The organism is Chromobacterium alticapitis, from assembly GCF_002924365.1.
GTDB lineage: Bacteria > Pseudomonadota > Gammaproteobacteria > Burkholderiales > Chromobacteriaceae > Chromobacterium > Chromobacterium alticapitis.
The window spans coordinates 1-24,919 of sequence record NZ_PQWB01000070.1; the positions used below are offsets into that span (position 1 = coordinate 1).

The window sequence follows — 24,919 nt, forward strand, 5'->3', positions numbered from 1 at the left end:
GGAAGGCGTGGAAATGGTTATGCCGGGTGACAACGTTGAATTCAGCGTTGAACTGATCGCTCCGATCGCCATGGAAGAAGGTCTGCGCTTCGCTATTCGCGAAGGCGGCCGTACCGTTGGCGCCGGCGTGGTTGCCAAGATCACCAAGTAACGGATCGGAGATTTTTCATGTCTAGCCAAAAAATCCGCATCCGCCTGAAGGCTTTCGATTACAACCTGATCGATCGTTCCGCCCAGGAAATCGTTGAAACTGCCAAGCGCACTGGCGCCGTGGTCAAGGGTCCGGTTCCGCTGCCGACCAAGATCGAGCGTTTCAACGTTCTGCGCTCCCCGCACGTGAACAAGACTTCCCGCGATCAGCTGGAAATCCGCACTCACCTGCGTCTGATGGACATCGTCGATCCGACCGACAAGACTGTTGATGCTCTGATGAAGCTCGACCTGCCGGCCGGTGTGGATGTGGAAATCAAGCTGCAGTAATCGGAGAAATTGGCGCGCTGCGAGCTAAGTGCTTGCAGTAGCTGAATTTTCTTGATACATTAGCGGACTCGCCATTTTGGCGAGTCCGCTTTGTGTTTTTTATGCCGGTCAATCGTAATCGGCGCCTGCAAAAGGAAATAAACATGAGTTTAGGTCTTGTCGGTCGCAAAGTCGGCATGACCCGCATTTTTGCCGAAGATGGCGCAACCATCCCGGTAACTGTGCTGGACATGTCCGCTAACCGCGTCACGCAAATCAAAACTGCCGAAACTGACGGCTACAATGCCGTTCAAGTAACCTTCGGTTCCAAGAAGGCCAACCGCGTAGTCAAGGCTGCCGCTGGTCATTTCGCCAAGGCTGGCGTAGAAGCTGGTGAAGGCCTGGTCGAGTTCGCTCTGACCGCCGAAACCCTGGCTAACTACAAGGCTGGCGACGCTATCGCCGTTGAAATCTTCACCGTTGGTCAGCTGGTTGATGTAACCGGCACCTCCAAGGGTAAGGGCTTCTCTGGTGTGATCAAGCGTCACAACTTCTCCTCCAACCGTGCTTCCCATGGTAACTCGCGTTCGCACAATACGCCGGGTTCCATCGGTCAGGCTCAAGATCCGGGTCGCGTTTTCCCGGGTAAGCGCATGGCCGGTCAGTACGGTAACGTGAAGAGCACTGTTCAGTGCCTCGAGATCGTTCGTGTCGACGCAGAACGCCAACTGATCCTGGTCAAGGGCGCAGTCCCGGGTGCCACGAACGGGCAAGTCGTTGTGCGTCCCAGCGTGAAGGCGGGTGCGTAATGGAATTGAATGTAATCAATACCCAAGGCAAGGCTGTTGGCAGCCTGCAAGTGTCCGACTCTCTGTTCGGCCGCGAATACAACGAAGCTCTGGTGCACCAAGTCGTGACCGCGTTCCTGGCGAACGCTCGCAGCGGCAATCGCGCCCAGCTGACTCGTGCCGAAGTGAAGCACTCGACCAAGAAGCCGTTCCGTCAGAAGGGCACTGGTAACGCTCGTGCCGGTATGACTTCCACCCCGAACCGTCGTGGTGGTGGCCGTGCCTTCCCGAACAAGCCGGACGAGAACTTCACTCAGAAGGTCAACCGTAAGATGTTCCGCGCTGGCATGGCTTCGATCCTGTCGCAGCTGGTGCGCGACGAGCGTCTGATCGTGGTTGATGAGCTGTCCATCAACAGCCCGAAGACCAAGGAATTCGTTGGCGCTGTTCAGCCCATGGGTCTGGAACAAGCCCTGTTCATCACTGGTGAACTGAGCGAAAACCTCTATCTCTCTTCGCGTAACCTGCCGAACGTGCTGGTTATCGAGGCTCAACAAGCTGACCCGTACAGCCTGCTGCGCTTCAAGAAGACCGTGATCACCCGCGACGCCGTGAAGCAACTGGAGGAGCAGTGGGCATGAACCAAGAACGTCTGTTGCAAGTAATCCTTGCTCCTATTGTTTCCGAAAAGAGCACCATGATCGCTGAGAAGAACCAGCAAATGGCGTTCCGTGTTGCTACCAACGCAACCAAGCCGGAAATCAAGGCTGCTGTTGAAATGCTGTTCAACGTGAAAGTTGAAGGCGTTTCCACCGTGAACGTCAAGGGCAAGGTGAAGCGTTTCGGCCGCAGCACGGGTCGTCGCAGTGACTGGAAGAAGGCCTATGTTAGCCTGGTCGAAGGTCAAGAAATCGACCTGACCGCTACCCCGGCCGCGGCGGAGTAAGGAGATAGAGCATGCCTATCGTTAAAGTAAAACCGACTTCCGCGGGTCGTCGTGCAGTCGTCAAGGTTGTAAACCCGGATCTGCACAAGGGCGCTCCGCTGGCCTCTCTGGTTGAGAAGAAAAACTCGACTGGCGGCCGTAATAACAATGGCCACATCACCACGCGTCATCGTGGTGGCGGTCATAAGAAGCACTACCGTCTGATCGACTTCCGTCGCAACAAGGATGGCATCCCGGCGAAAGTGGAACGCATCGAATACGATCCGAACCGCACCGCTCACATCGCCCTGTTGTGCTACGCCGATGGCGAACGTCGCTACATCGTCGCTCCGCGCGGCGTGAAGGTTGGCGCTGTTCTGCTGTCCGGTTCCGAGGCTCCGATCAAGGCCGGTAACGCTCTGCCGATCCGCAACATCCCGGTGGGTACCACTATCCACTGCGTGGAAATGCAACCCGGCAAGGGCGCTCAGATGGTCCGTTCCGCTGGCGCTTCTGCAATGCTGCTGGCTCGCGAAGGCGTTTACGCTCAACTGCGTCTGCGCTCTGGCGAGATCCGCCTGGTTCACGTCGATTGCCGTGCGACCGTTGGTGAAGTGGGTAACGAAGAGCACTCCCTGCGCAAGCTGGGCAAGGCTGGCGCAACCCGTTGGCGCGGTATTCGTCCGACCGTTCGCGGTACGGCGATGAACCCGATCGACCACCCGCACGGTGGTGGTGAAGGCCGTACTGGCGAAGGTCGCGTACCGGTTAGCCCGTGGGGTACCCCGGCTAAGGGCTTCCGCACCCGTCGCAACAAGCGTACCGATAACATGATCGTACGCCGTCGCTATTCCAACAAAGGGTAATTGACAATGGCACGTTCGCAGAAAAAAGGCCCGTTCGTTGACCTGCATCTCCTGAAGAAGGTAGATGCGGTGCGGGCAACCGGCGACAAGCGTCCGATCAAGACCTGGTCACGTCGTTCGACCGTCCTGCCGGACTTCATTGGCTTGACCATCGCTGTACACAACGGTCGCACTCACGTTCCCGTCTATGTTTCTGAAAACATGGTCGGCCACAAACTGGGTGAATTCTCGCTGACTCGCACCTTCAAAGGCCATGCTGCCGATAAGAAGGCGAAGAAGAAGTAAGGTGAAGCGATGAGAGTATCTGCAAATCTGAAAAGTGTTCGCCTGTCGGCTCAAAAGTGCCGCCTGGTAGCGGATCTGGTCCGCGGCATGCCCGTCGATCAGGCGCTGAATGTCCTGGCCTTCTCCCCGAAAAAGGGTGCGGTCATCATCAAGAAAGTGCTGGAATCTGCCATCGCTAACGCCGAGCACAACGAAGGCGCTGACATCGACACCCTGCGTGTCACCAGCATCTTTGTTGACAAGGGCGCTAGTCTGAAGCGTTTCACTGCCCGTGCTAAGGGTCGTGGCAATCGCATCGAAAAGCAGACCTGCCACATTTCCTTGACCGTTGGCAATTAAGGGGTAAGAAATGGGTCAGAAGATTCATCCGACGGGATTCCGTCTTGCCGTTAACAAAAACTGGTCTTCCAAGTGGTTCGCGTCTTCGCAGAACTTCCCGGAAATGCTGAAGCAGGATATCGAAGTTCGCGCATTCCTGAAGAAGCGTCTGGGTCATGCTTCGGTTGGCCGTGTAACCATCGAGCGTCCGGCTAAGTCCGCCCGCATCACCATTCACAGCGCCCGTCCGGGCGTGGTGATTGGCAAGAAGGGCGAAGACATTGAAGTTCTGAAGCAAGAACTGCAAAAGCGCCTGGGCGTGCCGGTCCACGTGAACATCGAAGAAGTTCGCAAGCCGGAACTGGATGCGCAAATCATCGCCGACGGCATCGCTTCCCAGCTGGAGAAGCGCGTGATGTTCCGTCGCGCAATGAAGCGCGCCATGCAAAACGCCATGCGTCTGGGTGCCGAAGGCATCAAGATCATGTCGTCCGGCCGTCTGAACGGCATCGACATCGCTCGTAGCGAATGGTACCGCGAAGGCCGCGTGCCGCTGCATACCCTGCGCGCCGATGTGGACTACGCTACCTCTGAAGCCAAGACTACCTACGGTATCATCGGCATCAAAGTATGGGTGTACAAAGGCGAGCTGAAGCCGGGCCAAGTTGTAGCCGCCCCGGCCGCTCCCGAGAAGAAAATGAGAAAGGGTGCCCGCAATGCTGCAGCCAACTAGACTCAAGTACCGTAAACAGCACAAAGGCCGCAACACCGGTATCGCCACTCGTGGCAACAAGGTGAGCTTTGGTGATTTCGGTCTGAAGGCTGTTGGTCGTGGTCGTCTGACCGCGCGTCAGATCGAAGCTGCGCGTCGTGCGATGACCCGTCACATCAAGCGTGGCGGCCGCATCTGGATCCGTATCTTCCCGGACAAACCGATCACCTCCAAGCCGGCCGAAGTCCGTATGGGCGGGGGTAAGGGATCTCCGGAGTACTACGTGGCTGAGATTCAGCCTGGCAAGATGCTGTACGAAATGGATGGCGTATCCGAGGAACTCGCTCGCGAAGCTTTCCGTCTGGCCGCAGCTAAGTTGCCGATCGCCACTGTGTTCGTAACCAAACAGGTAGGTCAGTAATGAAAGCGTCCGAACTGAAAGCCAAAACTGTTGACGAGCTGAAGGCGGAACTGCTGAGCCTGCTGAAGGCCCAGTTTGCGCTGCGCATGCAGCACGCTACTCAGCAACTCGCCAAGACCTCTGAACTGAAGAAAGTGCGTCGCGACATCGCTCGTGTTCGCACCGTTCTGAAAGAAAAGGCAGTTTAAGATGAGCGAAACCAAAGTGGTACGTACGCTGACCGGCGTTGTGGTCAGCGACAAGATGGATAAGACCGTGACCGTGCTGGTCGAGCGCAAAGTCAAGCACCCGATCTACGGCAAGATCATCCGTCGCTCCAAGAAGTTCCACGCACACGACGAGAACAACGAGTTCAAGGCCGGCGACATCGTAGTAATCAGCGAGTCCCGTCCGCTCTCGAAGACCAAGTCGTGGGTGGTAACCGCACTGGTAGAGAAATCTCGCCAAGTGTAAAAAGCTTGCAGAGGACTTAGGTCCTCTGTATAATGGCCATCTCCTGCACCTACTGTGTAGGAGTTCCGCCCTTACGGGGTCCAAAACTGGCCGTTTGACACGCCACAGAATGCTCTGTGGCGTTTCCGCTGTTCGAGCTGGCATCTAAGCCTTGCTTACGGCAGTGGAGAGTGACGGATAAAGTTGGATTAGAAAGGTAATCTCAAATGATCCAAATGCAGACCATGCTTGAGGTCGCAGACAACACTGGTGCACGTCATGTTCAGTGCATCAAGGTGCTGGGTGGCTCCAAGCGTCGCTATGCTAGCGTAGGTGACATCATCAAGGTGAGCATCAAGGATGCCGCTCCGCGTGGTCGCGTCAAAAAAGGCGACGTATACAATGCGGTCGTGGTACGCACTGCCAAAGGCGTGCGCCGTCCGGATGGCTCTTTGATCAAGTTTGACAGCAATGCTGCTGTTCTGCTCAACAACAAGCTTGAGCCGATCGGCACACGTATCTTCGGGCCCGTTACGCGTGAACTGCGTACCGAACGCTTCATGAAGATCGTATCGCTGGCTCCTGAAGTGCTGTAAGGAGGTCACATGCGCAAAATTCGTAAAGGTGATGAAGTCGTAGTAATCACCGGCAAAGACAAAGGCAAGCGCGGTACCGTTCTGCGTGTTCTGGAAACCAAGCTGGTTGTGGAAGGCGTGAACGTCGCCAAGAAGCATCAGAAGCCGAACCCGGTACGTGGCGTAGCTGGCGGTATCGTCGAGAAGACCATGCCTGTCGACGCTTCTAACGTCGCGATTTTCAATCCGGCAAGCCAAAAGGCTGACCGCGTAGGCTTCAAGGTTCTTGAAGACGGCCGCAAGGTGCGCGTGTTCAAGTCCAGCGGCGAAGTTATCGGCGCCTAAGGAGCAAACATGGCACGTCTCTACGATTTCTACAAAGACAGCGTAGTGCCGGAACTGATGAAACAGTTCGGCTACAAGTCGATCATGCAAGTTCCGCGTATCGAGAAGATCACCGTGAACATGGGCGTGGGTGAAGCTGTTGCCGATAAAAAGGTAATGGAATTCGCCGTGGGCGATATGGAAAAGATCGCCGGCCAAAAGCCGGTTGTCACCACCGCCCGCAAGTCCATCGCCGGCTTCAAGATCCGCGACGACTATCCGGTTGGTTGCAAGGTAACTCTGCGTCGCGAACGCATGTATGAGTTCCTGGACCGCCTGGTCACCATCGCGCTGCCGCGCGTTCGCGACTTCCGTGGTGTATCTGCCAAGTCCTTCGACGGCCGCGGCAACTACAACATGGGCGTTAAAGAACAGATCATCTTCCCGGAAATTGAGTACGACAAGATCGATGCTCTGCGTGGTATGAACATCACTATCACTACCTCGGCGAAGACTGACGAAGAGGCCCGCGCTCTGCTGGCCGCGTTCAAGTTCCCGTTCAAGGGTTAAGCACATGGCACGACTTGCACTGATTAACCGTGAAGAAAAGCGCGTCAAGCTGGCAAATAAGTTTTCTGCCAAGCGTGAAGCGTTGATCGCCACCATCAATAACCAGAACCTCTCGGAAGAAGAGCGTTTTGCCGCCCGCCTGCAACTACAGCAGCTGCCGCGCAACGCTTCTCCGGTTCGCCAGCGTCGTCGCTGCGCCGTGACCGGTCGTCCGCGTGGTGTGTTCCGTAAATTCGGTTTGGGTCGCAACAAGCTGCGTGAGATCGCCATGAAGGGTGAGATTCCGGGTGTTGTGAAGGCCAGCTGGTAATAGGAGACACATAGAATGAGCATGCACGATCCTATTTCCGATATGTTGACCCGCATCCGCAACGGCCAACTCGCTTCCAAAATCAAGGTTTCCATGCCTTGCTCGAAGCTGAAGGTTGCGCTGGCGCAGGTGTTGAAGGAAGAAGGCTACATCGAAGATTTCGCCGTTGCCGGCGAAGAGAAGAAGCCTGTTCTCGATATCCAGCTCAAGTACTACGCTGGCCGTCCGGTGATCGAACGCATTGAGCGCGTATCCCGTCCTGGCCTGCGCGTGTACAAGGGCTCCACCGAAATCCCGAAGGTCATGAATGGTCTGGGCGTGGCGATTCTGTCCACCTCCAAGGGCGTGATGACCGATCGCAAGGCACGCGCAGCCGGTATCGGCGGCGAACTGCTCTGCGTCGTGGCGTAAGGGGGTCAAATGTCTCGCGTAGCTAAGAATCCGGTAGCCATCCCGGCCGGCGTCGAAGTGAAGTTCGGCGCTGCAGACGTGACTGTGAAGGGCGCCCTGGGCTCCCTGAGCACCGCTCTGTGCAACGACGTGGAAGTCAAGCTGGACAACGGCCAACTGACTTTCGCCGCCAAGAATGACAGCAAGTTCGCGCGTGCCATGTCCGGCACCCTGCGCGCGCTGCTGAACAATATGGTGAACGGCGTATCCAAGGGCTTCGAGAAGAAGCTGCAGCTGGTAGGCGTGGGCTATCGTGCCCAGGCTCAAGGCGATACCCTGAACCTGTCTCTGGGTTTCTCGCACCCGGTGGCTCATAAGATGCCGGAAGGCATCAAGGTTGAGACCCCGACTCAGACCGAGATCCTGGTCAAAGGCGCTAACAAGCAGCTGGTTGGCCAGGTCGCAGCCGAAATCCGCGCATACCGCTCGCCGGAACCCTACAAGGGCAAGGGCGTTCGTTATGCCGACGAGGTTGTGGTTCTGAAAGAAACCAAGAAGAAGTAACTGAGGCACTGACATGGACAAGAAACAAGCTCGACTCCGCCGCGCACGTAAAACCCGTGCACGGATCGCGGAGCTCAAGATGGTGCGCCTCTCTGTGCATCGCACCAATAGCCACATTTATGCCCAAATCATTGACGAGACCGGCAGCAAAGTACTGGCCAGCGCTTCTTCGCTGGAAACCGAAGTGCGCGCTGAGCTGGCCAATGGTGGCAACGTGGCAGCTGCGGCTCTGATCGGCAAGCGCATTGCTGAAAAGGCTAAGGCGGCTGGCATCGTAAACGTGGCCTTTGACCGCTCCGGCTTCAAGTACCACGGCCGCATGAAGGCCCTGGCTGACGCCGCTCGCGAACACGGCCTCGTATTCTAATTCGGAGTAAAGAATGGCTAAGCACGAAATAGAAGATCGCGGCGACGGTCTGGTCGAGAAAATGATCAGCGTCAACCGCGTCACCAAAGTGGTCAAGGGCGGCCGTATCATGGCTTTCTCCGCTCTGACCGTGGTTGGTGATGGCGACGGCGGTATCGGCATGGGTAAGGGCCGTTCCAAGGAAGTTCCGGTTGCCGTACAAAAGGCAATGGAACAAGCCCGCCACAACATGATGAAGATCAAGCTGTACAACGGTACTGTGAAGCACACCGTTGTAGGCCGTCACGGCGCTACCCGCGTCCTGATTCAGCCTGCTAAGGATGGTACCGGCGTGAAGGCCGGCGGTCCGATGCGCGCGATCTTCGACGCAATGGGTATCCACAATGTTTCGGCCAAGATCCATGGCTCCACGAACCCGTACAACGTGGTGCGTGCGACTCTGGACGGCCTGAGCAAGATCAATACCCCGGCGCAAATTGCTGCCAAGCGTGGCTTGAGCATCGAGGACATCCTGGGGGTGGGTCATGAGTAACGCCAAGACTGTCAAGGTCACTCTGGTAAAGAGCCTGATCGGTCGCCTGGAGTCTCACAAGGCCTGCGCCCGTGGTCTGGGTCTGCGTAAGATCCGTCAGACCGTAGAAGTGCTCGATACCCCGGAAAACCGTGGCATGATCAACAAGATCAGCTACCTGCTGAAATTCGAGGGCTAAGAGATGCTGCTGAACACCGTACAACCGGGCGTCGGCGCCAAGCATGCCAAGCGCCGCGTAGGCCGTGGCATCGGCTCCGGTCTGGGCAAAACTTGCGGCCGCGGCCACAAGGGTCAGAAGAGCCGTGCCGGTGGTTTCCACAAGGTCGGCTTCGAAGGCGGTCAAATGCCGCTGCAACGTCGCCTGCCTAAGCGCGGCTTCAAGTCTCTGACGGCTCGCTTTGTTTGCGAAGTTCGTCTGTCCGAGCTGAGCCTGCTGCCGGTTAGCGAAATAGATCTGCTGTCCCTCAAGCAAGCTGGTCTGGTATCCGCCCAAGCCCTGGTGGCCAAGGTGGTGCTGTCCGGCAAGATTGATCGCGCAGTGAAACTGCGTGGCATTGGCGTAACCGCCGGTGCCCGCGCTGCCATCGAAGCTGCCGGCGGCAGCGTTGAATAAGGCATAAATCTGTGGCGAATACTTCTCTAGTGGCAAATGCCAATAAGTTTGGTGATCTGAAGCGTCGGATCTGGTTCCTGCTTGGCGCGCTGATCGTTTTCCGTATTGGCGCCCACATACCGGTTCCCGGCGTGAATCCTGCTGAACTAGCGAAGTTGTTCCACACATCGCAGACGGGCCTGCTCGACATGTTCAACATGTTCTCGGGCGGCGCCCTCTCGAGATTTACCGTGTTTGCCTTGGGCATCACGCCGTATATCTCGGCTTCCATCATCCTGCAGTTGGCGGCGGAAGTGATTCCGACGTTGAAGCAGCTGAAGAAGGAAGGCGATGCGGGACGTCGCAAGATAACCCAGTACACGCGTTATGCCACCGTGGCGCTCGCCTCTTTCCAGAGTTTCGGCATCGCGGTGATGTTGTATAAGCAGCCAAACCTGGTGATGACTGCTCAGTGGGAGTTTTACCTGACAAGCGTGGTGTGTCTGGTCACCGGTACCATGTTCCTGATGTGGTTGGGCGAACAGATCACCGAGCGCGGTATCGGCAACGGTATCTCGCTGCTCATCTGCGCGGGTATCGCGTCGGGCGTGCCGGCTGCCATTGGTAAAACCCTGACTCTGACCAGTCAGGGGTCTTTGCCCATTCTGTTTGCCATCCTGCTGTTCGTTGGGGTGATTCTGGTGACTTTCGTTGTGGTCTACGCCGAGCGTGGCCAGCGTAAGGTGCTAGTGAACTACGCCAAGCGTCAGGTGGGCAATCGCGTCATGCAAGGCCAGAGCACGCATTTGCCGCTCAAGCTCAACATGGCGGGGGTGATTCCTCCGATCTTCGCTTCCAGCATCATCCTGTTTCCTGCCACCGTTCTCGGTTGGTTTGGTCAGGGCGAGCACATGTCGTGGCTGAAGGGCGTGGCTGACAAGCTGCATCCGGGTCAGCCCATCTATGTGCTGCTGTACACAGCGGCGATCATCTTCTTCTGCTATTTCTACACGGCGTTGGTATTCAACCCGAAGGAAACGGCTGACAACCTGAAGAAGAGCGGGGCGTTCATCCCGGGCATCCGTCCAGGCGAGCAGACTTCTCGTTATATCGAGAGGATCATTCTGCGGCTGACGCTGATCGGTGCGATTTACATCACGCTGGTCTGTCTGATGCCTGAGTTCCTGATCCTGAAGTGGAACGTGCCGTTCTACTTTGGCGGTACATCGCTGCTGATCATGGTGGTGGTGACTATGGATTTCATGGCGCAGATACAGTCCTACGTGTTGTCGCATCAGTACGAGAGCTTGCTGAAGAAGGCCAACTTCAAAGGCAACGCCCTTACCCGCTGACATACGAGCTCACACTGGGTTATATGGCTAAGGAAGACACTATCCAGATGCAAGGCGAGGTCTTGGAAAATTTGCCCAGCGCAACTTTCAAGATCAAGCTGGAAAATGGACACGTGGTACTCGGGCATATCTCTGGGAAGATGCGGATGCACTACATCCGCATCCTGCCGGGTGACAAGGTGACTGTGGAGCTGACTCCATACGATCTGTCCCGCGCCCGAATTGTGTTCCGCGCGAAGTAACGCATTCGCTCTTTTAGGATTTGAAAGGATCTGAACATGCGAGTACAGCCTTCTGTAAAGAAGATTTGCCGTAATTGCAAAATTATTCGTCGCAATCGCGTGGTACGCGTGATCTGCACGGACCCGCGTCACAAGCAAAAACAAGGCTAACATTTGTTAGACCTGGATTTGCGTGATACAATCGCAAACTTTTCAAGGTCTTAAGGCTTAAGGAAAGAGTATGGCCCGTATTGCAGGGGTAAACATCCCCAATCATGCGCATGCCGTTATCGGCCTGCAGGCAATTTTCGGCATCGGTCAGACTCGCGCTCAGCAAATTTGTGTTGCTGCCGGCGTGAGCCCCTCCACGAAAGTGAAGGATCTGACGGAAGCTGAAATGGAAACTCTGCGTGATCAAGTGGCTAAGTTCACCGTTGAAGGTGACCTGCGTCGTGAAATCACCATGAGCATCAAGCGTCTGATGGACATGGGCTGCTATCGCGGCTTCCGCCATCGTCGCGGCTTGCCGTGCCGCGGTCAACGCACTCGCACCAATGCTCGCACTCGCAAGGGTCCGCGCAAGGCGATTGCCGGCAAGAAGTAAACTAAGGAACACAGAGAATGGCTAAAGCAAACACAGCTGTCCGTGTACGTAAAAAAGTGCGCAAGTCTGTTAGCGAAGGCATCGTGCACGTGCACGCTTCGTTCAACAACACCATCATCACTATCACCGACCGTCAAGGCAATGCACTGTCTTGGGCTACCTCTGGCGGCGCTGGTTTTAAGGGCTCGCGCAAGAGTACACCCTTTGCCGCTCAGGTAGCCGCAGAGCACGCTGGTAAAGTTGCCCAAGAATATGGTGTGAAGAACCTCGAAGTTCGTATCAAAGGCCCGGGCCCGGGTCGTGAATCCGCTGTTCGCGCACTCAACTCGCTGGGTTTCAAGATCACCAGCATCTCCGACGTGACGCCGGTACCGCACAACGGTTGCCGTCCGCCCAAAAAACGTCGTATCTAATTCGGAGAGTGTGAGAACATGGCACGTTATATTGGCCCGAAGTGCAAGCTCGCTCGTCGTGAAGGCACCGACCTTTTCCTGAAGAGCGCGCGTCGTGCACTGGATTCCAAATGCAAACTGGATGCAGCTCCTGGTCAACATGGCGCCCGTCGCGGCCGCTTGTCGGACTATGGCGTCCAGCTGCGTGAAAAGCAGAAAATCCGCCGCATCTACGGCGTACTCGAGCGTCAGTTCCGCAACTACTTTGCGGAAGCTGTTCGCCGCAAGGGCTCCACGGGTGAAAACCTGCTGAAGCTGCTTGAGTCCCGCCTGGACAACGTTGTATATCGCATGGGCTTTGGCTCCACTCGCGCCGAAGCGCGCCAGCTGGTTAGCCACAAGGCTATCGTTGTGAACGGCCAGGTTGTGAACATTCCGTCTTACCAGGTTAAGTCCGGTGACGTTGTGTCCGTCCGCGAAAAAGCCAAGAAGCAGGCTCGCATCGTCGAAGGTCTGGCGCTGGCCGAGCAAGGCGGCTTCCCGACTTGGGTGTCTGTTGACTCCAAGAAAATGGAAGGCGTTTTCAAATCCGCTCCGGAACGTTCCGAACTGTCTAGCGATATCAACGAACAACTCGTTGTGGAATTCTACTCCAAGTAATCGCTAGCTCTTAGGGAATGACTATGCAAAACAGCGCTTCGGAATTTCTGAAACCTCGTCTGATCGACGTACAACCGGTTTCCGCCACTCACGCTCGCGTGTCGATGGAGCCGTTTGAGCGCGGCTATGCCCATACTCTGGGCAATTCGCTGCGCCGTATTCTGTTGTCGTCGATGCCGGGCTACGCTCCGACCGAAGTGACTATCGCTGGCGTTTTGCATGAGTATTCCGCGCTTGATGGTGTGCGGGAGGATGTCGTTGACATCCTTCTCAACCTCAAGGGCGTAGTGCTTAAGCTACATGGTCGCGACAGTGTCGTGCTGACCTTGAAAAAGGAAGGCGAGGGCGCTGTCTTGGCTAGCGATATCGAGCTGCCGCATGACGTGGAAGTGATCAATCCGGAACACGTGATTTGTCACATCTCCGCCGGCGGCAAGATCGACATGGAGATCAAGGTGGAGAAGGGCCGCGGCTATCAGCCGGTGTCCGTTCGCACCAGCCATGACGACAACCGTTCCATCGGTACCATCCAACTGGACGCTTCCTTCTCGCCGGTTCGCCGCGTGAGCTTCGCTGTGGAAAGCGCCCGTGTGGAACAGCGTACCGACCTCGACCGCCTGGTTCTCGATATCGAGACCAATGGCGTCATCGAGCCGGAGCAGGCTGTGCGCAACGCAGCCCGCATCCTGATGGATCAGCTGTCGATCTTTGCCGATCTCCAAGGCACAGCGGTTGAAGAAGTCGTTGAAAAGGCGCCGCCGATCGATCCGATCCTGCTGCGTCCGGTAGACGATCTTGAACTGACGGTCCGTTCGGCCAACTGCCTGAAAGCAGAGAACATTTATTACATCGGCGATCTGATCCAGCGCACCGAAACCGAGCTTCTGAAGACTCCGAACCTCGGCCGCAAGTCGCTGAACGAGATCAAGGAAGTTCTCGCTTCCAAGGGCCTGACTCTCGGCATGAAGCTCGAGAACTGGCCTCCGGCTGGCCTGGAAAAGCCGTAAGTTTGAGACTAAAGGACATTAACAATGCGTCATCGTTACAGTAATCGTAAACTGAACCGCACGACCAGCCATCGTCTGGCGATGCTGCGCAACATGGCCAACTCGCTGCTGAAGCACGAAGCAATCGTGACCACGCTGCCGAAGGCCAAGGAACTGCGTCGTGTGGCCGAGCCGCTCATCACGCTCGGCAAAAAGCCGTCTCTCGCCAATCGTCGTCTGGCGTTCGACCGCACTCGTGACCGCGAAATCGTGGTTAAACTCTTCGACGTGCTCGGCGCGCGCTACGCTACCCGCAATGGTGGTTACGTGCGTATCCTGAAGTACGGTTTCCGCAAGGGCGACAACGCCCCGATGGCTCTGGTAGAGCTGGTGGACCGTCCGGAAGAATCCGTTGCCGTAGAAGACAACTCCGCCGAGTAATCGACGAAGTTGCAGAAAGAAGCCAGCTCTCAGGAGCTGGCTTTTTTCATGCCTTTAGAAACCGGGCCCGCCAAATCGCGCCCGGTTCCGCTCATTTAGAAGATGGAGAGCCCGGTGGCGGTGCTGAATCGATCCAGGGCCTCCAAGCCGAGCACGGAATTGCCGCGCGTATCCAGTTGCGGGCTCCATACCGCTATGCTCATCTTGCCTGGTATCACCGCCAGCAAGCCCCCGCCCACTCCGCTCTTCACCGGCAGTCCCACGCGATAGGCGAATTCGCCCGCCGCGTCATAGGTGCCGCAGGTCAGCATGACGGCGTTCACCTGTTTGGCCTGGCTGCGGCTCAGGTATCGTTCGCCAGTCAGCGTAGATACGCCGTGGTTGGCCAGGAACAGGCCGGCGCGCGCCAGCTCGCGGCAGTTCAATGCGATGCTGCAATTGTGAAAATACTGGTCCAGCACATCGCCCACTTCGTGCTGGATATTGCCGTAGCTTTTCATGAAATGCGCTAGCGCCGCGTTGCGGTCGCCATGCGCGCGCTCCGAGGAGGCGATGGCTTCGTCGGCAGTCAGCGCGGCATTGCCGGTCTCGCTGCGCAGCCAACTGAGCAGGCGGGCGTGAGCATCTCCGAAGTGGCCAATGGCTCGGTCGGTGACTGCCAGCGCGCCGGCGTTGATGAAGGGATTGCGGGGAATGCCGTGTTCGTACTCCAGCTGCACCAGGGAATTGAAGGGATTGCCGGAGGGCTCTTTGCCAACGTGTCGCCACAACTGCTCGCCATCGGCCTGCAGCGTCAGCGCCAGCATGAAGGCCTTGCTGATACTCTGCATGGAGAATGGCGTATCCGCGTCGCCGCAAGCGTATTGCTCGCCATCCAGGGTGTGGATGGCGAAGGCGAACTGGCGAGGCGGCACCGCGGCCAGCGCCGGAATATAGTCGGCGACCTGGCCTTGGTCGTAGAAGGGCAGGACTTGCTGCCGGATATCTTCAATGAGCGCTTGCAGATTCATTCAATGATTGTAATCAGAGCGCGGCGTGTCAGTCTAGAAGCTGTAGCGCTGCTCTAGCACTTCGACCGGCGCGCCCAGCTCCAGCATGCCTTCGCTGCGCGCTCGCAGATTCATGCCGAAGCAAACGCCCTCGTCGAAGCGGCGGGTTCGGACCAGAGTCTGCAAGGGCTCTCCGTCGGCGCGCTTGATGCCAAGCTCGGGATCCATGGTGGTCAGCACGCAGCGAGTGCACGGTTTCATCACGTCGAATACCAGATCGCCGATGCGGATGACGCGCCACTCATCTTCTTGCCAAGGGTAGGCGCCGGCTATGACCAGATTGGGGCGGAAGTTGCGCAAGCTGGCGGGGGCGGGAAGCTGTTGGTTCAACTCGTCCAATGAAGCCTGGTTGATCAGCAGGAAGGGATAACCATCAGCGAAACTCATGCTTTCGCCGTCCAGAAAGGGGCGTTGGGATTGGGCTCCCAGCCACAGCAGCCGGCATTCGACGCCGGCAATGGTGGTGAACCAGGCATCCAGCCGCTCGTCGCCATGCCAAGCCTGGAAGCCATCCTGCCAGACTTGGGCGGGATGGGGGCGGGTGTAGACCGTGGTCATCGCGAAGATGGGCGCTTGTTCGGGATAGTGCAGCAGAATGCCGCCGGGCATCAGCTCCACTCGCACGCGCAGCAGCTGCGGATGCGTGCGAGCGGTAATCTGCTTGCCGTCCGGCGTGGTCAGCAGCCACTCGCGATCATGCAGCAGACCTAGCTTGCCGGCGAAGGCGCGAGTGCTGGCAATGCCGCGCGCGGATTTCAGCGGATGGACGAACATGGCGGACAACTGCATGGCGGGCTCCTAAGCGTTTGCCATGATGCTATCAGCGCGGAAGGCGGCTGAACAGCTGCGGGGCGGGGAGGGCATGACAAAATCTTTAACTAAAAGCCGTAGTCTTAGCCGGGTGGTTTGTAAGAGGAACGTTGCATATATTTCACCGACAATTTACATTGTGAGCCATGACGGATTGTCGGACCATTCTGACGCAGTACGACGGAATGTGACCAAGATCAACGCCAATGCAATCGCGCATGGAAAGATTCTTGTGCTGAGGTTTGTTCGTTGAGCTTTGTGCGAATTCGGACTAAACCTGAGTAGGTAAAGACATCATAAACAGTGCCAGACGCGGCGGAGAATAACGCCGCGGTGGCGTCGCAAGTGGTTGGGGATGAGGAGGAAGTGGTATGCGCTCTTTGCGAGTCAAGCTGATTGCTTTTATTGCCCTGTTATTGGTTGTGCTGGGCATGGTGATTACGGTGCTGGTCTACAGCCAGATGAGGAATGAAATCGTCCATGGCGTGGAAAACGAGCTGGATGGCACCTCCAAGGGCTATGCCGGCCTAGTCGCCAGTTGGTACAAGAGCAAGGTGGGCGTGGTGATCGCGGCCAATCCGCTGGTGGCGGATCAGGACCCGCGGCAGACGCTGGCGCGCTTGAGTCAGGCTGGCGGTTTCGACATGACTTATATCGGAACCGCCCAGCATGTGATGATTCGTTCCGACATGAAGCCGCAGCCGCAGGGCTATGACCCTGTGGCGCGGCCTTGGTATCAACAGGCGGCCGCCAGCGGCAATCCCGGCGTGTCCGATCCCTATGTCGATTTCGACACGAAAAAGCTGGTGGTGACCTTCGTTTCCCCGGTCAAGGACGGCAGCGGCCTGAAAGCCGTGGTCGGCGGCGATATCTTCATCGACGACCTAGTGAAGACGGTGCTGGGGGTCAAGCTGCGCGGCAATGGCTACGCTTTCCTGGTCGACAAGACCGGCAAGGTGATCGCCCACCCGGATGCCAGCCTGACGCTGAAGCCGCTATCCGAGAAGGTGCCGGACTTGACCGGCGACCGTCTGGTACAGATGGCGGGCACCAACGGCATGGCGACTGTGCAGATCGGCGGTGAAGACAAGCTGGTGGAAGTGCAGCCGGTGGAAGGCACTAACTGGCTGCTGGGCGTGGTGACCGATGGCTCCGTGGTGTCCGGTCCGCTGCATACCCTGCTGTTCACCATCATTGGGCTTGGCTCCTTGTGCGTGGTGATTCTGGTGCCGGTGGCCAGTGTGCTGCTGAGCCAGATGCTGTCCGGCCTGGGCCGCCTGCGCGGCGCGATGTTGGAAATCTCGCAGGGCGAAGGCGACCTGACCCGCCGCATTCAGGTGAGCGGCCAGGACGAAATCGCCGAAACCGCCACGGCTTTCAACCGCTTTATCGATCAGTTGCAGAAAATGTTCCTGGCGGTGAAGGAAGAGGCCGAGCGCGTGACCAGCGGCGTGGAGAGCGTGACGCAGACGGTGGACAAGGTGGCGCATGATTCGCGCCAGATCGCCGACGTGTCCAGCTCCAACGCGGCGACACTGGAACAGATCACCGTCAGCATTTCGCACATCGCCGATGCGGCGCGCGAGGCGGACACGCTGGTGAACCACACCGGCGATGTGTCCAGCGAGAGCGCCAGCGGCATGCTGCGCATCTCCAATGAAATGAACAGCACGGTGGACGCGGTGAAGGGCCTGTCCAGCATGCTGTCCTCGCTGGATCAGCGTTCGCAGCAGATCAGCGGCATCACCAATGTGATCAAGGACATCGCGGATCAAACCAATCTGCTGGCCTTGAATGCCGCAATCGAAGCGGCGCGCGCCGGCGAGATGGGCCGCGGCTTCGCGGTGGTGGCGGATGAAGTGCGCAAACTGGCCGAGCGCACCGGCCAAGCCACGGTGGAAATTTCCGGCATGGTCAGCACCATACGCGAGGAAACCAGCCAGGCAGTCAGCAATATGCAGCGCACCGTCAACTCGGTGGACGGCGGCGTAGAGCTGACCCAGAGCGCGGTGGAGCGCATCGAGAAGATCCAGCAGGCGATGCAGGACGTGATGTCCAAGATGAACGAGATCACCCTGTCCACCAGCGAGCAGCACAAGGCCACCACGCTGATCGCCCAGAGCACGGAGCAGATCAACGGCCGCATCGTGGATAGCGACGACGCGCTGCAGACGGTACGCGACACGCTGTCCGACCTGACGCAGTCGGCGAACAATATGCGGCAGCTGTTCTCCAGCTTCCACGTTTAAGCAGCGTCGCTGCTGAAAAGCAGAAAGCCCGGGCAAACCGGGCTTTTTCACACCGCGCCCGCGGTGGAGCGGCCTGCCGGGCAGGCGCCCGGGGCAAGGGGCCGCAGAGGATAGGCAAGGAGCGCATGATGGAAAAGACGACGGGCTTGAGTCTGAAGGTCCGCTTGCAGGGCTTGATGTTGATCGCGGTGCTGGTGGTGTGCGCGGTGGGCATGTTCAGCGTGTTTCACCAGCGGCAGAGCTTGATGCAGGACCGACGGGACAAGGTGCGCAATCTGGTGGAGGCCGTGGTGACCCAGGTGGGCGCTTACGAGCAGCTGGCAGCGGACGGCAAGATCAGCGAGGGCGACGCCAAGCGCGCGCTGTCCAAAGTGATCAGCGCCATGCATTACGACAAGTCGGACTATTTCTTCGCCTATGACGCCGACTGGAACTATGTGGCGCACGGGGCCAAGCCGGAGTTGATAGGCAAGAACCTGGCCGGGGTGAAAGACCCCAACGGCATTGAATTGAAAACCTTGTTCCAAAATGCGATCAATTCGCCCAGCGGAGGCGGCTATGGCGAATACGTGTGGAGCAAGCCGGGCTTTTCCGGGCCGGTGCCCAAGTTGTCCTATGTGGCTACGACGCCGGGCTGGCACTGGATCATAGGCACCGGCATCTATCTGGACGACGTCGAGGCGGCGTTCCAGCGCGAGCTGCTATGGCTGGGCGGCATCATGGGGGCGGCGATGCTGCTCTTGCTCGGTCTGGGCGGCATGATTCTGCGTAATGTGCTGGGCCAGCTGGGCGGCGATCCGCAGGACACCGTTGCGGTGGTCAAGCGCATCGCGGCCGGCCATCTGGCTGAGCGAGTGAGGGTGCGCGACGGCGATGACAGCAGCTTGATGGCCGCTGTCAGCGCTATGCAGCTGGAGCTGCAACGGCTGGTGCGCGACATCGTCGACGGCGCCAATCAATTGACGCAGGTCAGCCGCGAGGTGACCGGCGAGGCGGAGGCGGTGGGCAGGGGCTCTGAGCAGCAGAGCTCGGCAGCTACAGCGATGGCTGCCTCCATCGAGCAATTGACGGTCAGCGTCAATCACATCTCGGACCGCTCGCAAGACGCGCGCGATCTGGCCAAGGAATCCGGCACGCGCTCCAAGAGCGGCGGCGCGGTGATCGCAGAGGCGGTAGGAGAAATGCGGCGGATCAACGACGCGGTGGACCAGACCTCGGGCATCATCACCAGCCTGGCGGACAAGACGCAGACCATTTCCAGCATCATGCAGGTGATACGCGACATCGCGGACCAGACCAATCTGCTGGCGCTGAACGCGGCGATAGAGGCGGCGCGAGCCGGTGAAATGGGGCGCGGCTTCGCGGTGGTGGCGGATGAGGTGCGCAAACTGTCGGAGCGCACCGCGCAGGCCACGCAGGAGATCGCCAGCATGATCCAGGATGTGCAGCAGGGCGCCGAGCATTCGCGCCACAGCATGGAGGAGGCGGTGTCGCGGGTGAAGGCGGGGCTTGACCTAGCGGAGCAGGCCGGGGAGGAAATCGCGCGGATCCAGGACAGCGCCAATGGCGTGATCGAAGTGGTCGGCGACATCTCCTACGCGTTGCAGGAGCAGAGCGTGGCCAGCCAGCATATCGCGCAGCACGTGGAGCAGATCGCGGCGAGCGCCAGCGGCAATGCGGCGGCCTCGCAGGCGGCGTCGCAGGCCATTCACAGCATGCATCAGCTGGCGACGAATCTGCGGCAACTGGTGTCCCGCTTCAACGTGGGCGGTTGATTCGGCGCCGCAGCTGACCGGCGCAAGAGAAACGGCGGGTTCCTGCAAGGATGCCCGCCGTTTTTCATGCGCTTAGCGCTGGCCTCTTCGGCGCCAGCCCAGGGCCAGCGCCAGCAGCAGCAGGACGCCGCAGCCGGCTATCGTCGGCAGATTGCCCAAGCGCATGTAAGGCGTCAGGCCTTGCCGGCTTTGGGCAAAGCCGGTCAGCACCTGGCTGGTGAACGGCGCGGCGATGGCGGAGATTTCGCCGTCCGGCCGGATGATGGCGGTCATGCCGTTATTGGTGGCGCGCAGCATGTAGCGGCCGGTTTCCAGCGAGCGGGCTTGCGATAGCTGCAGGTGCTGGCTCATCGCCTCGCTCTTGCCGAACCAGGCCAGGTTGCTGACATTGGCCAGCATGCCGGCCTGCGCGGCCGAGCCTATCAATTCCTCGCCGAAGCTGTCCTCATAGCACACGTTGAACGCGACTTTCTGGCCCGCCAGCATCAGGGGGGGCTGATTGGTGCCGCCATGGCTGAAGCCGGACAGCGGCATGTCCATATGCTGGTAGATCCAGCCTATCAGGGCCGGCACCGGCACGAATTCGCCGAAGGGCACCAGATGGTCCTTGGCGTAATAGGGCATCTTGGCATCGCTTAGGGCCACCACGGCATTCAGATAGCCGCGGCCGTCATTGGTGCGGCGCGGAACGCCGCTAGCCAGTGCCATGCCTGCGCGCTTGGCTTCACCACGCATCATGGTCAGATAGCCGGAGGGCAGATCGTCCAAGAACAGAGGCAGAGCGGTTTCCGGCAGTATCATCAGGTCGGCGCGCGTCTTCGCCACCTGGCGGTAGTAGGTCAGCAGGGACTGTTCCAGGTTTTCCGGGGACCATTTCAATTCCTGCGCGATATTGCCTTGCGCCAGCGCTACAGTGATGGGCTTGCCCAGCGGCGTGGTCCATTCGCGGTCGCGCAGCCAGAACCCGCTGCCCCAGACCAGGCCGGCGGCCAGCAGGATGGCCAGCCGCTGCCGCATGCCGGCGCGTGCCAGCATGGCCAGGGAGCCGGCGGTCAGGGCCACCAGATAGCTGACCAGATGGATGCCGCCCAGCGGCGCGTAGCCTGACAGCGGGCTTTCGGTGATTTGCGAATAGCCGGCGGCGGCCCACGGAAAGCCGGTCATCACCCAGCTGCGCAGCCATTCGCCCAGCTCCCAGGCGGCCGGGAAGGCGATCAGCCAGCGCACTGCCGGCCGCGAATCGATGCGGCAGGAAATCCAGGCGGCGAGCGCGGGATACAGCCCGAGGTAGGCCGGCAACAGCAGCACCAGCGGCGCGGCTATCCAGGCCGGCAGGCCGGCTACGTCGTGCAGGCTGTCGTATATCCACTTGAAATTGCTGACGTAGGCGGCCACCCCCCAGGCATAGCCTATCCAGAACGCGCGGCGAGGCTCGCGTTGCAACAGCTCGACCAGCGCCGCCAGGCACAGCGGCATCAGCCAGAACAGGCGGTAGGGGGCGAAGGCGAACAGGGTGAGGGCGCCGGCTAGCGCGGCGGCCAGCAATAGAAACAGGATTCGCATGGGCTAGCGTGTCGTGTGTGAGAGTTGGGCGGCCGGCGGGTGCCGGCCGCTTTCAGCATAGGCCTTATTCCGGCTGGCCGATGGCGGGCAGGACGCGCTCCACCAGCAGGATGTCCAGGCGGCGGCTGTCGGCGCGCAGCACGGTGAAGCGCAGGCCGGCGGCCTCTATCTTTTCGCCGCGCTTGGGCAGGTGGCCGGTCAGCGAGATGACCAGGCCGCCGACGGTGTCGACGTCGTCGTCGGAGTATTCGGTGCCGAAGTAATGATTGAAGTCTTCGATCTCGGTCAACGCCTTGACGCGATAGCGTTCGTTGCCGCGCACCGGGACGATGTCGTCCTCGTCGTCGTCGATATCGTACTCGTCCTCGATGTCGCCGACGATCTGCTCGATCACGTCCTCGATGGTGACCAGGCCGCAGACGCCGCCGTATTCGTCCACCACCACCGCCATGTGGTTGTGGGTGGCGCGGAAGTCGCGCAGCAGCACGTTCAGCGGTTTGGATTCCGGCACGAATACGGCCGGGCGCAGCACATTCTTCAGATTGAAGCTGGAGGGCGCATGGAAGTAACGCAGCAACTCCTTGGCCAGCAGGATGCCTTGCACGTCATCCTTGCTGTCGCCTATCACCGGGAAGCGCGAGTGGCCGGTGTCTATCACCGTGGGCAGGAAGCGCGAGATCGGATCGTCTATGTTCAGCACGTGCATCTGGCTGCGTGGGATCATCACATCCCGGACAGTCAGTTCGCTCACTTCGAGCACGCCCTCGATCATGCCGAGCGCCTCGGCGTCGAGCAGATTGCGTTCGAAGGCGCTGTGCAGCAGCTCGATCAGGTCCTCGCGGTCCTCCGGCTCGCGCAAGAGCATGGTGGACAGGCGTTCAAGCCAGCTGGGTCGCGGTTTACTGGGGTCTTCCATTTCTTAGTGTTGCTCCTCGTGGTAGGGATCGGGATATCCTAGCCGTTTAACGATGACGGTTTCAAGCGCCTCCATCCGTTCGGCCTCGTCGTCTTGCTCGTGGTCAAAGCCTTGAAGATGCAGCATGCCATGCACCAGCAGGTGGGCGTAGTGGGCCGACAGGTCTTTGCCTTGCTCGGCGGCTTCTTTTTCCACCACCGGCGCGCACAGCACCAGATCGCCGAATAGCGGCAGGCCGGCCACGGTTTCGCCCTCGTTCAGGGCGAAGGATAGGACGTTGGTCGCATAATCCTTGCCGCGGTAATCGTTGTTGAGCTGACGGCCTTCAGCGGCGTCGACGATGACGATGCTGACCTGGGCCTGCTTGACTTTGCGTTGCAGCGCGGCCTGGCAGGCGCGGCGGATCAGCGCCGGCTCCGGCAGGACGGCGTCGCTGCGCACGTCGAGGGTCAGCTCCAGCCGCGCCGCCAGGCGGGCCAGCAGCGGATTGCGTTTAGCTTTTTTCATCTTGCTTGCTTTGGTAGGTGTCGTAGGCATCGACGATTTTCTGCACCAGCGGATGGCGCACCACGTCGCCGCTATTGAAATGGTGGAAATGGATGCCGCGCACATGGCCGAGGATGCGCTCCACCTCGACCAGGCCGCTTTTCTGGTGGCGGGCCAGGTCGATCTGCGTCACGTCGCCGGTGATCACCGCGCGCGAGCCGAAGCCGATCCGGGTCAGGAACATCTTCATCTGTTCCGGCGTGGTGTTCTGCGCCTCGTCCAGAATGATGAAGGCGTGGTTCAGCGTGCGGCCGCGCATATAGGCCAGCGGCGCGATCTCGATCAGGTTCTTCTCAAACAGCCGGGTCACGCGGTCGAAGCCCATCAGGTCGTACAGCGCGTCGTACAGCGGCCGCAGGTAAGGGTCTACCTTCTGTGCCAGGTCGCCGGGCAGGAAGCCCAGCTTCTCGCCGGCCTCCACCGCGGGGCGCACCAGCACGATGCGTTTGACCGCGTCGCGCTCCATCGCGTCCACCGCGCAGGCCACGGCCAGATAGGTCTTGCCGGTGCCGGCCGGGCCGATGCCGAAGGTGACGTCATGCTGCTGGATGGCCTTGATGTAGCGCGCCTGGTTGGGCGTGCGGCCTTTCAGGTCGCCGCGGCGAGTGGCCAGCACCGGCGATTCTTCCTGCTCTGCCGTGTCCTGCTGCTGGCGCAGCTCCACCAGGGTCAGTTGCACGTCGTCTATCGAAATGTCCTGCTTGTCGGCCAGCAGATAGAGCCGGGTCAAGGCCTCTACCGCCAGCTTGGCGGCGCCGCCGTCTACGCGGAAGGCTTCGCCGCGGCGACGCACAGCCACGTCCAGGCCGGTCTCGATCTGTTTCAGGTTTTCGTCCAGCGGACCGGCCAGGCGGGCCAGCCGTTCATTGTCCACCGGGTTGAAGCTCAGGGATTCGCTAGTGCTCATGCGTTTTGCAATTGTTGGCGTAACTGTTCAAAAACGGCGGCGTGGTTGCCGTGTGAGACCTGGCAGGCCGCCATGCCAAGCTTGAGGGCGGGCTCGATGTCGCGTTGGACATCGTCGCCCACCATCAGGCAGCGCTCCGGCTTCAGGTTTTCCAGCGCCAGCGCGTGTTGAAAGATGCGGGGATCGGGCTTGGCCGCGCCGGCCTCTTCCACGGTGACGACGTGGAGGAAATGATGGGCGATGCCGAGGTGCGCCAACTTGTCGCGCTGCTGCGCGGCGGCGCCGTTGCTGACCACGATGCGCGGCAGATGGCGGGTGGCATCGAGAAAGACCGCCGCGCCGGGCGTGAGCCGACGGTGGCGGCGATAGGCGTCCATATAGGGCTGGAACAGCCGCGCGGCTTCGTCTTCAGCCAGATGCGGCAGGCTAAGGAAGTCGCGCAGACGCTCGTGGCGCTGTTGTTCTATCGTCAACTCGCCGGCTTCGAAACGCCGCCAGTGGCGCGCTACACAGGCCAGCCAGCGGCGGAATAATTCGGGCTTGGGCGCATCGAGGCGCTCGGCATGAGGCGCGATGAAGGCAGCAAACGCCTGCGCCGTGGCGTGGCGGTCGTCAAACAGGGTGTCGTCCAGGTCCAGGAGCAGGGCCTTGATGCCGCGCGCCTTCATGCTTCCGTCAGGCTTTCCAGGCCGGTCGCGGCCATGCTGGGCACAAATTCGATGATGTCGTAGCGGGCGAGGCCGCCTTTGGCGAATGGGTCCTGCGCCAGCCGGGCTTCCAGCGCGGCGCGCTCGCCTCGGGCCAGAATCACGCCGCCTTCGCGCGGCACCTTGCGGCCGGAGGCCAGAAACAGGCCATCGGCGTAAGCGTGCTTCAGCCATTCCACATGGGCGGGCAGCAGCGCATCCACATCGGACAGCGAGGCGGTATAAGTCAGCGAGACGACAAACATTCTTCATTCCCCGTGAGCAAAGAGGGCACAGCATACGCCCGGCAATTCGCATTGCATAGCGCGCCG

Annotated in this window: 40 protein-coding genes; 32 read left to right on the forward strand and 8 right to left on the reverse strand. The window is 59.5% G+C overall.

Going from position 1 to position 24,919, the window contains the following annotated elements:
- The 30 genes from C2I19_RS14855 to rplQ all read left to right on the forward strand — a co-directional run.
- On the forward strand, positions 1-151 hold a 151-nt coding region (locus C2I19_RS14855), incomplete at its 5' end, for an EF-Tu C-terminal domain-related protein (protein WP_500778864.1).
- 17 nt (positions 152-168) lie between these two features.
- The gene (gene rpsJ, locus C2I19_RS14860; RefSeq protein ID WP_011137734.1) at positions 169-480 is read left to right on the forward strand and encodes a 30S ribosomal protein S10; all 312 of its coding nucleotides are present in this window, start codon (positions 169-171) and stop codon (positions 478-480) included.
- A 143-nt stretch (positions 481-623) separates the two neighbouring features.
- Positions 624-1,268 carry a 50S ribosomal protein L3 gene (rplC, locus tag C2I19_RS14865; RefSeq protein WP_103903471.1) on the forward strand — a complete coding sequence of 215 codons (645 nt, stop codon included), beginning with the start codon at positions 624-626 and terminating at the stop codon, positions 1,266-1,268.
- Positions 1,268-1,888 (forward strand): 50S ribosomal protein L4, encoded by a 621-nt coding sequence (gene rplD / locus C2I19_RS14870; RefSeq protein ID WP_103903472.1) that lies wholly within the window; start codon positions 1,268-1,270, stop codon positions 1,886-1,888. Before rplC ends, rplD begins: the two co-directional genes overlap by 1 nt.
- Positions 1,885-2,193, forward strand: coding sequence for a 50S ribosomal protein L23 (rplW, locus tag C2I19_RS14875; RefSeq protein WP_103903473.1), 309 nt, complete (start codon positions 1,885-1,887; stop codon positions 2,191-2,193). The genes rplD and rplW overlap by 4 nt, the downstream gene beginning before the upstream one ends.
- Before the next feature lie 11 nt (positions 2,194-2,204).
- Positions 2,205-3,038, forward strand: coding sequence for a 50S ribosomal protein L2 (rplB, locus tag C2I19_RS14880; protein WP_103903474.1), 834 nt, complete (start codon positions 2,205-2,207; stop codon positions 3,036-3,038).
- 6 nt (positions 3,039-3,044) lie between these two features.
- Positions 3,045-3,323 (forward strand): 30S ribosomal protein S19, encoded by a 279-nt coding sequence (rpsS, locus tag C2I19_RS14885; protein ID WP_103903505.1) that lies wholly within the window; start codon positions 3,045-3,047, stop codon positions 3,321-3,323.
- Positions 3,324-3,332: 9 nt separating this feature from the next.
- A complete protein-coding gene (gene rplV, locus C2I19_RS14890) occupies positions 3,333-3,662 on the forward strand; it encodes a 50S ribosomal protein L22 (RefSeq protein ID WP_103903475.1) in 330 nt (109 codons plus the stop codon).
- Positions 3,663-3,672: 10 nt separating this feature from the next.
- Positions 3,673-4,374: a 30S ribosomal protein S3 gene (gene rpsC / locus C2I19_RS14895; protein WP_021478359.1), complete on the forward strand. Its 702-nt coding sequence runs from the start codon at positions 3,673-3,675 to the stop codon at positions 4,372-4,374.
- Entirely contained in the window at positions 4,358-4,774 is a 417-nt protein-coding gene (rplP, locus tag C2I19_RS14900; protein WP_043627131.1) for a 50S ribosomal protein L16, read from the forward strand. The genes rpsC and rplP overlap by 17 nt, the downstream gene beginning before the upstream one ends.
- Positions 4,774-4,962: a 50S ribosomal protein L29 gene (gene rpmC, locus C2I19_RS14905; protein WP_011137725.1), complete on the forward strand. Its 189-nt coding sequence runs from the start codon at positions 4,774-4,776 to the stop codon at positions 4,960-4,962. The genes rplP and rpmC overlap by 1 nt, the downstream gene beginning before the upstream one ends.
- Position 4,963: 1 nt before the next feature.
- Positions 4,964-5,227, forward strand: coding sequence for a 30S ribosomal protein S17 (gene rpsQ, locus C2I19_RS14910; RefSeq protein WP_103903476.1), 264 nt, complete (start codon positions 4,964-4,966; stop codon positions 5,225-5,227).
- Between the two features lie 206 nt (positions 5,228-5,433).
- Complete coding sequence (gene rplN / locus C2I19_RS14915; protein ID WP_011137723.1) at positions 5,434-5,802, forward strand: 50S ribosomal protein L14; 369 nt, start codon at positions 5,434-5,436, stop codon at positions 5,800-5,802.
- 9 nt (positions 5,803-5,811) lie between these two features.
- The gene (gene rplX, locus C2I19_RS14920) at positions 5,812-6,126 is read left to right on the forward strand and encodes a 50S ribosomal protein L24 (protein ID WP_103903477.1); all 315 of its coding nucleotides are present in this window, start codon (positions 5,812-5,814) and stop codon (positions 6,124-6,126) included.
- A gap of 9 nt (positions 6,127-6,135) precedes the next feature.
- Complete coding sequence (rplE, locus tag C2I19_RS14925; protein ID WP_021478362.1) at positions 6,136-6,675, forward strand: 50S ribosomal protein L5; 540 nt, start codon at positions 6,136-6,138, stop codon at positions 6,673-6,675.
- Between the two features lie 4 nt (positions 6,676-6,679).
- Positions 6,680-6,985, forward strand: a complete 306-nt coding sequence (gene rpsN / locus C2I19_RS14930) for a 30S ribosomal protein S14 (protein ID WP_103903478.1) — start codon at positions 6,680-6,682, stop codon at positions 6,983-6,985.
- Between the two features lie 15 nt (positions 6,986-7,000).
- Entirely contained in the window at positions 7,001-7,396 is a 396-nt protein-coding gene (gene rpsH, locus C2I19_RS14935) for a 30S ribosomal protein S8 (RefSeq protein WP_103903479.1), read from the forward strand.
- Between the two features lie 9 nt (positions 7,397-7,405).
- Entirely contained in the window at positions 7,406-7,939 is a 534-nt protein-coding gene (gene rplF / locus C2I19_RS14940) for a 50S ribosomal protein L6 (protein ID WP_103903480.1), read from the forward strand.
- A 13-nt stretch (positions 7,940-7,952) separates the two neighbouring features.
- A complete protein-coding gene (gene rplR, locus C2I19_RS14945; protein ID WP_103903481.1) occupies positions 7,953-8,306 on the forward strand; it encodes a 50S ribosomal protein L18 in 354 nt (117 codons plus the stop codon).
- A 13-nt stretch (positions 8,307-8,319) separates the two neighbouring features.
- On the forward strand, positions 8,320-8,838 hold the full coding sequence (rpsE, locus tag C2I19_RS14950; RefSeq protein WP_103903482.1) for a 30S ribosomal protein S5: 519 nt from the start codon (positions 8,320-8,322) through the stop codon (positions 8,836-8,838).
- Complete coding sequence (rpmD, locus tag C2I19_RS14955) at positions 8,831-9,016, forward strand: 50S ribosomal protein L30 (RefSeq protein ID WP_043627110.1); 186 nt, start codon at positions 8,831-8,833, stop codon at positions 9,014-9,016. The genes rpsE and rpmD overlap by 8 nt, the downstream gene beginning before the upstream one ends.
- Positions 9,017-9,019: 3 nt before the next feature.
- On the forward strand, positions 9,020-9,451 hold the full coding sequence (rplO, locus tag C2I19_RS14960) for a 50S ribosomal protein L15 (RefSeq protein ID WP_103903483.1): 432 nt from the start codon (positions 9,020-9,022) through the stop codon (positions 9,449-9,451).
- Between the two features lie 11 nt (positions 9,452-9,462).
- Positions 9,463-10,782, forward strand: coding sequence for a preprotein translocase subunit SecY (gene secY, locus C2I19_RS14965; RefSeq protein WP_103903484.1), 1,320 nt, complete (start codon positions 9,463-9,465; stop codon positions 10,780-10,782).
- A gap of 23 nt (positions 10,783-10,805) precedes the next feature.
- Positions 10,806-11,024 (forward strand): translation initiation factor IF-1, encoded by a 219-nt coding sequence (gene infA / locus C2I19_RS14970; RefSeq protein ID WP_011137712.1) that lies wholly within the window; start codon positions 10,806-10,808, stop codon positions 11,022-11,024.
- Positions 11,025-11,060: 36 nt separating this feature from the next.
- Entirely contained in the window at positions 11,061-11,174 is a 114-nt protein-coding gene (gene rpmJ / locus C2I19_RS14975) for a 50S ribosomal protein L36 (RefSeq protein ID WP_011137711.1), read from the forward strand.
- Positions 11,175-11,244: 70 nt separating this feature from the next.
- Positions 11,245-11,607 (forward strand): 30S ribosomal protein S13, encoded by a 363-nt coding sequence (gene rpsM / locus C2I19_RS14980; protein ID WP_103903485.1) that lies wholly within the window; start codon positions 11,245-11,247, stop codon positions 11,605-11,607.
- Between the two features lie 17 nt (positions 11,608-11,624).
- Positions 11,625-12,020, forward strand: a complete 396-nt coding sequence (rpsK, locus tag C2I19_RS14985) for a 30S ribosomal protein S11 (RefSeq protein WP_011137709.1) — start codon at positions 11,625-11,627, stop codon at positions 12,018-12,020.
- A gap of 18 nt (positions 12,021-12,038) precedes the next feature.
- Positions 12,039-12,659 (forward strand): 30S ribosomal protein S4, encoded by a 621-nt coding sequence (rpsD, locus tag C2I19_RS14990; protein WP_103903486.1) that lies wholly within the window; start codon positions 12,039-12,041, stop codon positions 12,657-12,659.
- 23 nt (positions 12,660-12,682) lie between these two features.
- Positions 12,683-13,666, forward strand: a complete 984-nt coding sequence (locus C2I19_RS14995) for a DNA-directed RNA polymerase subunit alpha (RefSeq protein ID WP_103903506.1) — start codon at positions 12,683-12,685, stop codon at positions 13,664-13,666.
- Between the two features lie 24 nt (positions 13,667-13,690).
- On the forward strand, positions 13,691-14,086 hold the full coding sequence (gene rplQ / locus C2I19_RS15000; protein ID WP_103903487.1) for a 50S ribosomal protein L17: 396 nt from the start codon (positions 13,691-13,693) through the stop codon (positions 14,084-14,086).
- Between the two features lie 95 nt (positions 14,087-14,181).
- Here rplQ and C2I19_RS15005 read toward each other — a convergent pair whose 3' ends face one another.
- Together C2I19_RS15005 and C2I19_RS15010 are read right to left on the reverse strand one after the other, a co-directional pair.
- Complete coding sequence (locus C2I19_RS15005; protein ID WP_103903488.1) at positions 14,182-15,096, reverse strand: glutaminase; 915 nt, start codon at positions 15,094-15,096, stop codon at positions 14,182-14,184.
- 33 nt (positions 15,097-15,129) lie between these two features.
- Positions 15,130-15,924 carry an MOSC domain-containing protein gene (locus C2I19_RS15010; RefSeq protein WP_103903489.1) on the reverse strand — a complete coding sequence of 265 codons (795 nt, stop codon included), beginning with the start codon at positions 15,922-15,924 and terminating at the stop codon, positions 15,130-15,132.
- Positions 15,925-16,316: 392 nt separating this feature from the next.
- Here C2I19_RS15010 and C2I19_RS15015 point away from each other — a divergent pair, with 392 nt between their 5' ends.
- Positions 16,317-18,194, forward strand: coding sequence for a methyl-accepting chemotaxis protein (locus C2I19_RS15015; RefSeq protein WP_103903490.1), 1,878 nt, complete (start codon positions 16,317-16,319; stop codon positions 18,192-18,194).
- A 128-nt stretch (positions 18,195-18,322) separates the two neighbouring features.
- A complete protein-coding gene (locus C2I19_RS15020; RefSeq protein WP_103903507.1) occupies positions 18,323-19,969 on the forward strand; it encodes a methyl-accepting chemotaxis protein in 1,647 nt (548 codons plus the stop codon).
- Between the two features lie 72 nt (positions 19,970-20,041).
- Here the strand turns inward: C2I19_RS15020 and lnt are convergent, their stop codons facing one another.
- The 6 genes from lnt to C2I19_RS15050 form a co-directional block, all read right to left on the reverse strand.
- Positions 20,042-21,532 (reverse strand): apolipoprotein N-acyltransferase, encoded by a 1,491-nt coding sequence (gene lnt / locus C2I19_RS15025; RefSeq protein ID WP_103903491.1) that lies wholly within the window; start codon positions 21,530-21,532, stop codon positions 20,042-20,044.
- A gap of 64 nt (positions 21,533-21,596) precedes the next feature.
- Positions 21,597-22,448: a CorC family transporter gene (locus C2I19_RS15030; RefSeq protein WP_103903492.1), complete on the reverse strand. Its 852-nt coding sequence runs from the start codon at positions 22,446-22,448 to the stop codon at positions 21,597-21,599.
- Positions 22,449-22,451: 3 nt separating this feature from the next.
- Complete coding sequence (gene ybeY, locus C2I19_RS15035) at positions 22,452-22,955, reverse strand: rRNA maturation RNase YbeY (protein WP_103903493.1); 504 nt, start codon at positions 22,953-22,955, stop codon at positions 22,452-22,454.
- Positions 22,942-23,901, reverse strand: a complete 960-nt coding sequence (locus tag C2I19_RS15040) for a PhoH family protein (protein WP_103903494.1) — start codon at positions 23,899-23,901, stop codon at positions 22,942-22,944. The genes ybeY and C2I19_RS15040 overlap by 14 nt, the downstream gene beginning before the upstream one ends.
- Positions 23,898-24,569, reverse strand: a complete 672-nt coding sequence (locus C2I19_RS15045) for an HAD family hydrolase (protein WP_103903495.1) — start codon at positions 24,567-24,569, stop codon at positions 23,898-23,900. The genes C2I19_RS15040 and C2I19_RS15045 overlap by 4 nt, the downstream gene beginning before the upstream one ends.
- Entirely contained in the window at positions 24,566-24,853 is a 288-nt protein-coding gene (locus C2I19_RS15050) for a YciI family protein (RefSeq protein ID WP_103903496.1), read from the reverse strand. The genes C2I19_RS15045 and C2I19_RS15050 overlap by 4 nt, the downstream gene beginning before the upstream one ends.
- Positions 24,854-24,919: the final 66 nt, after the last annotated feature.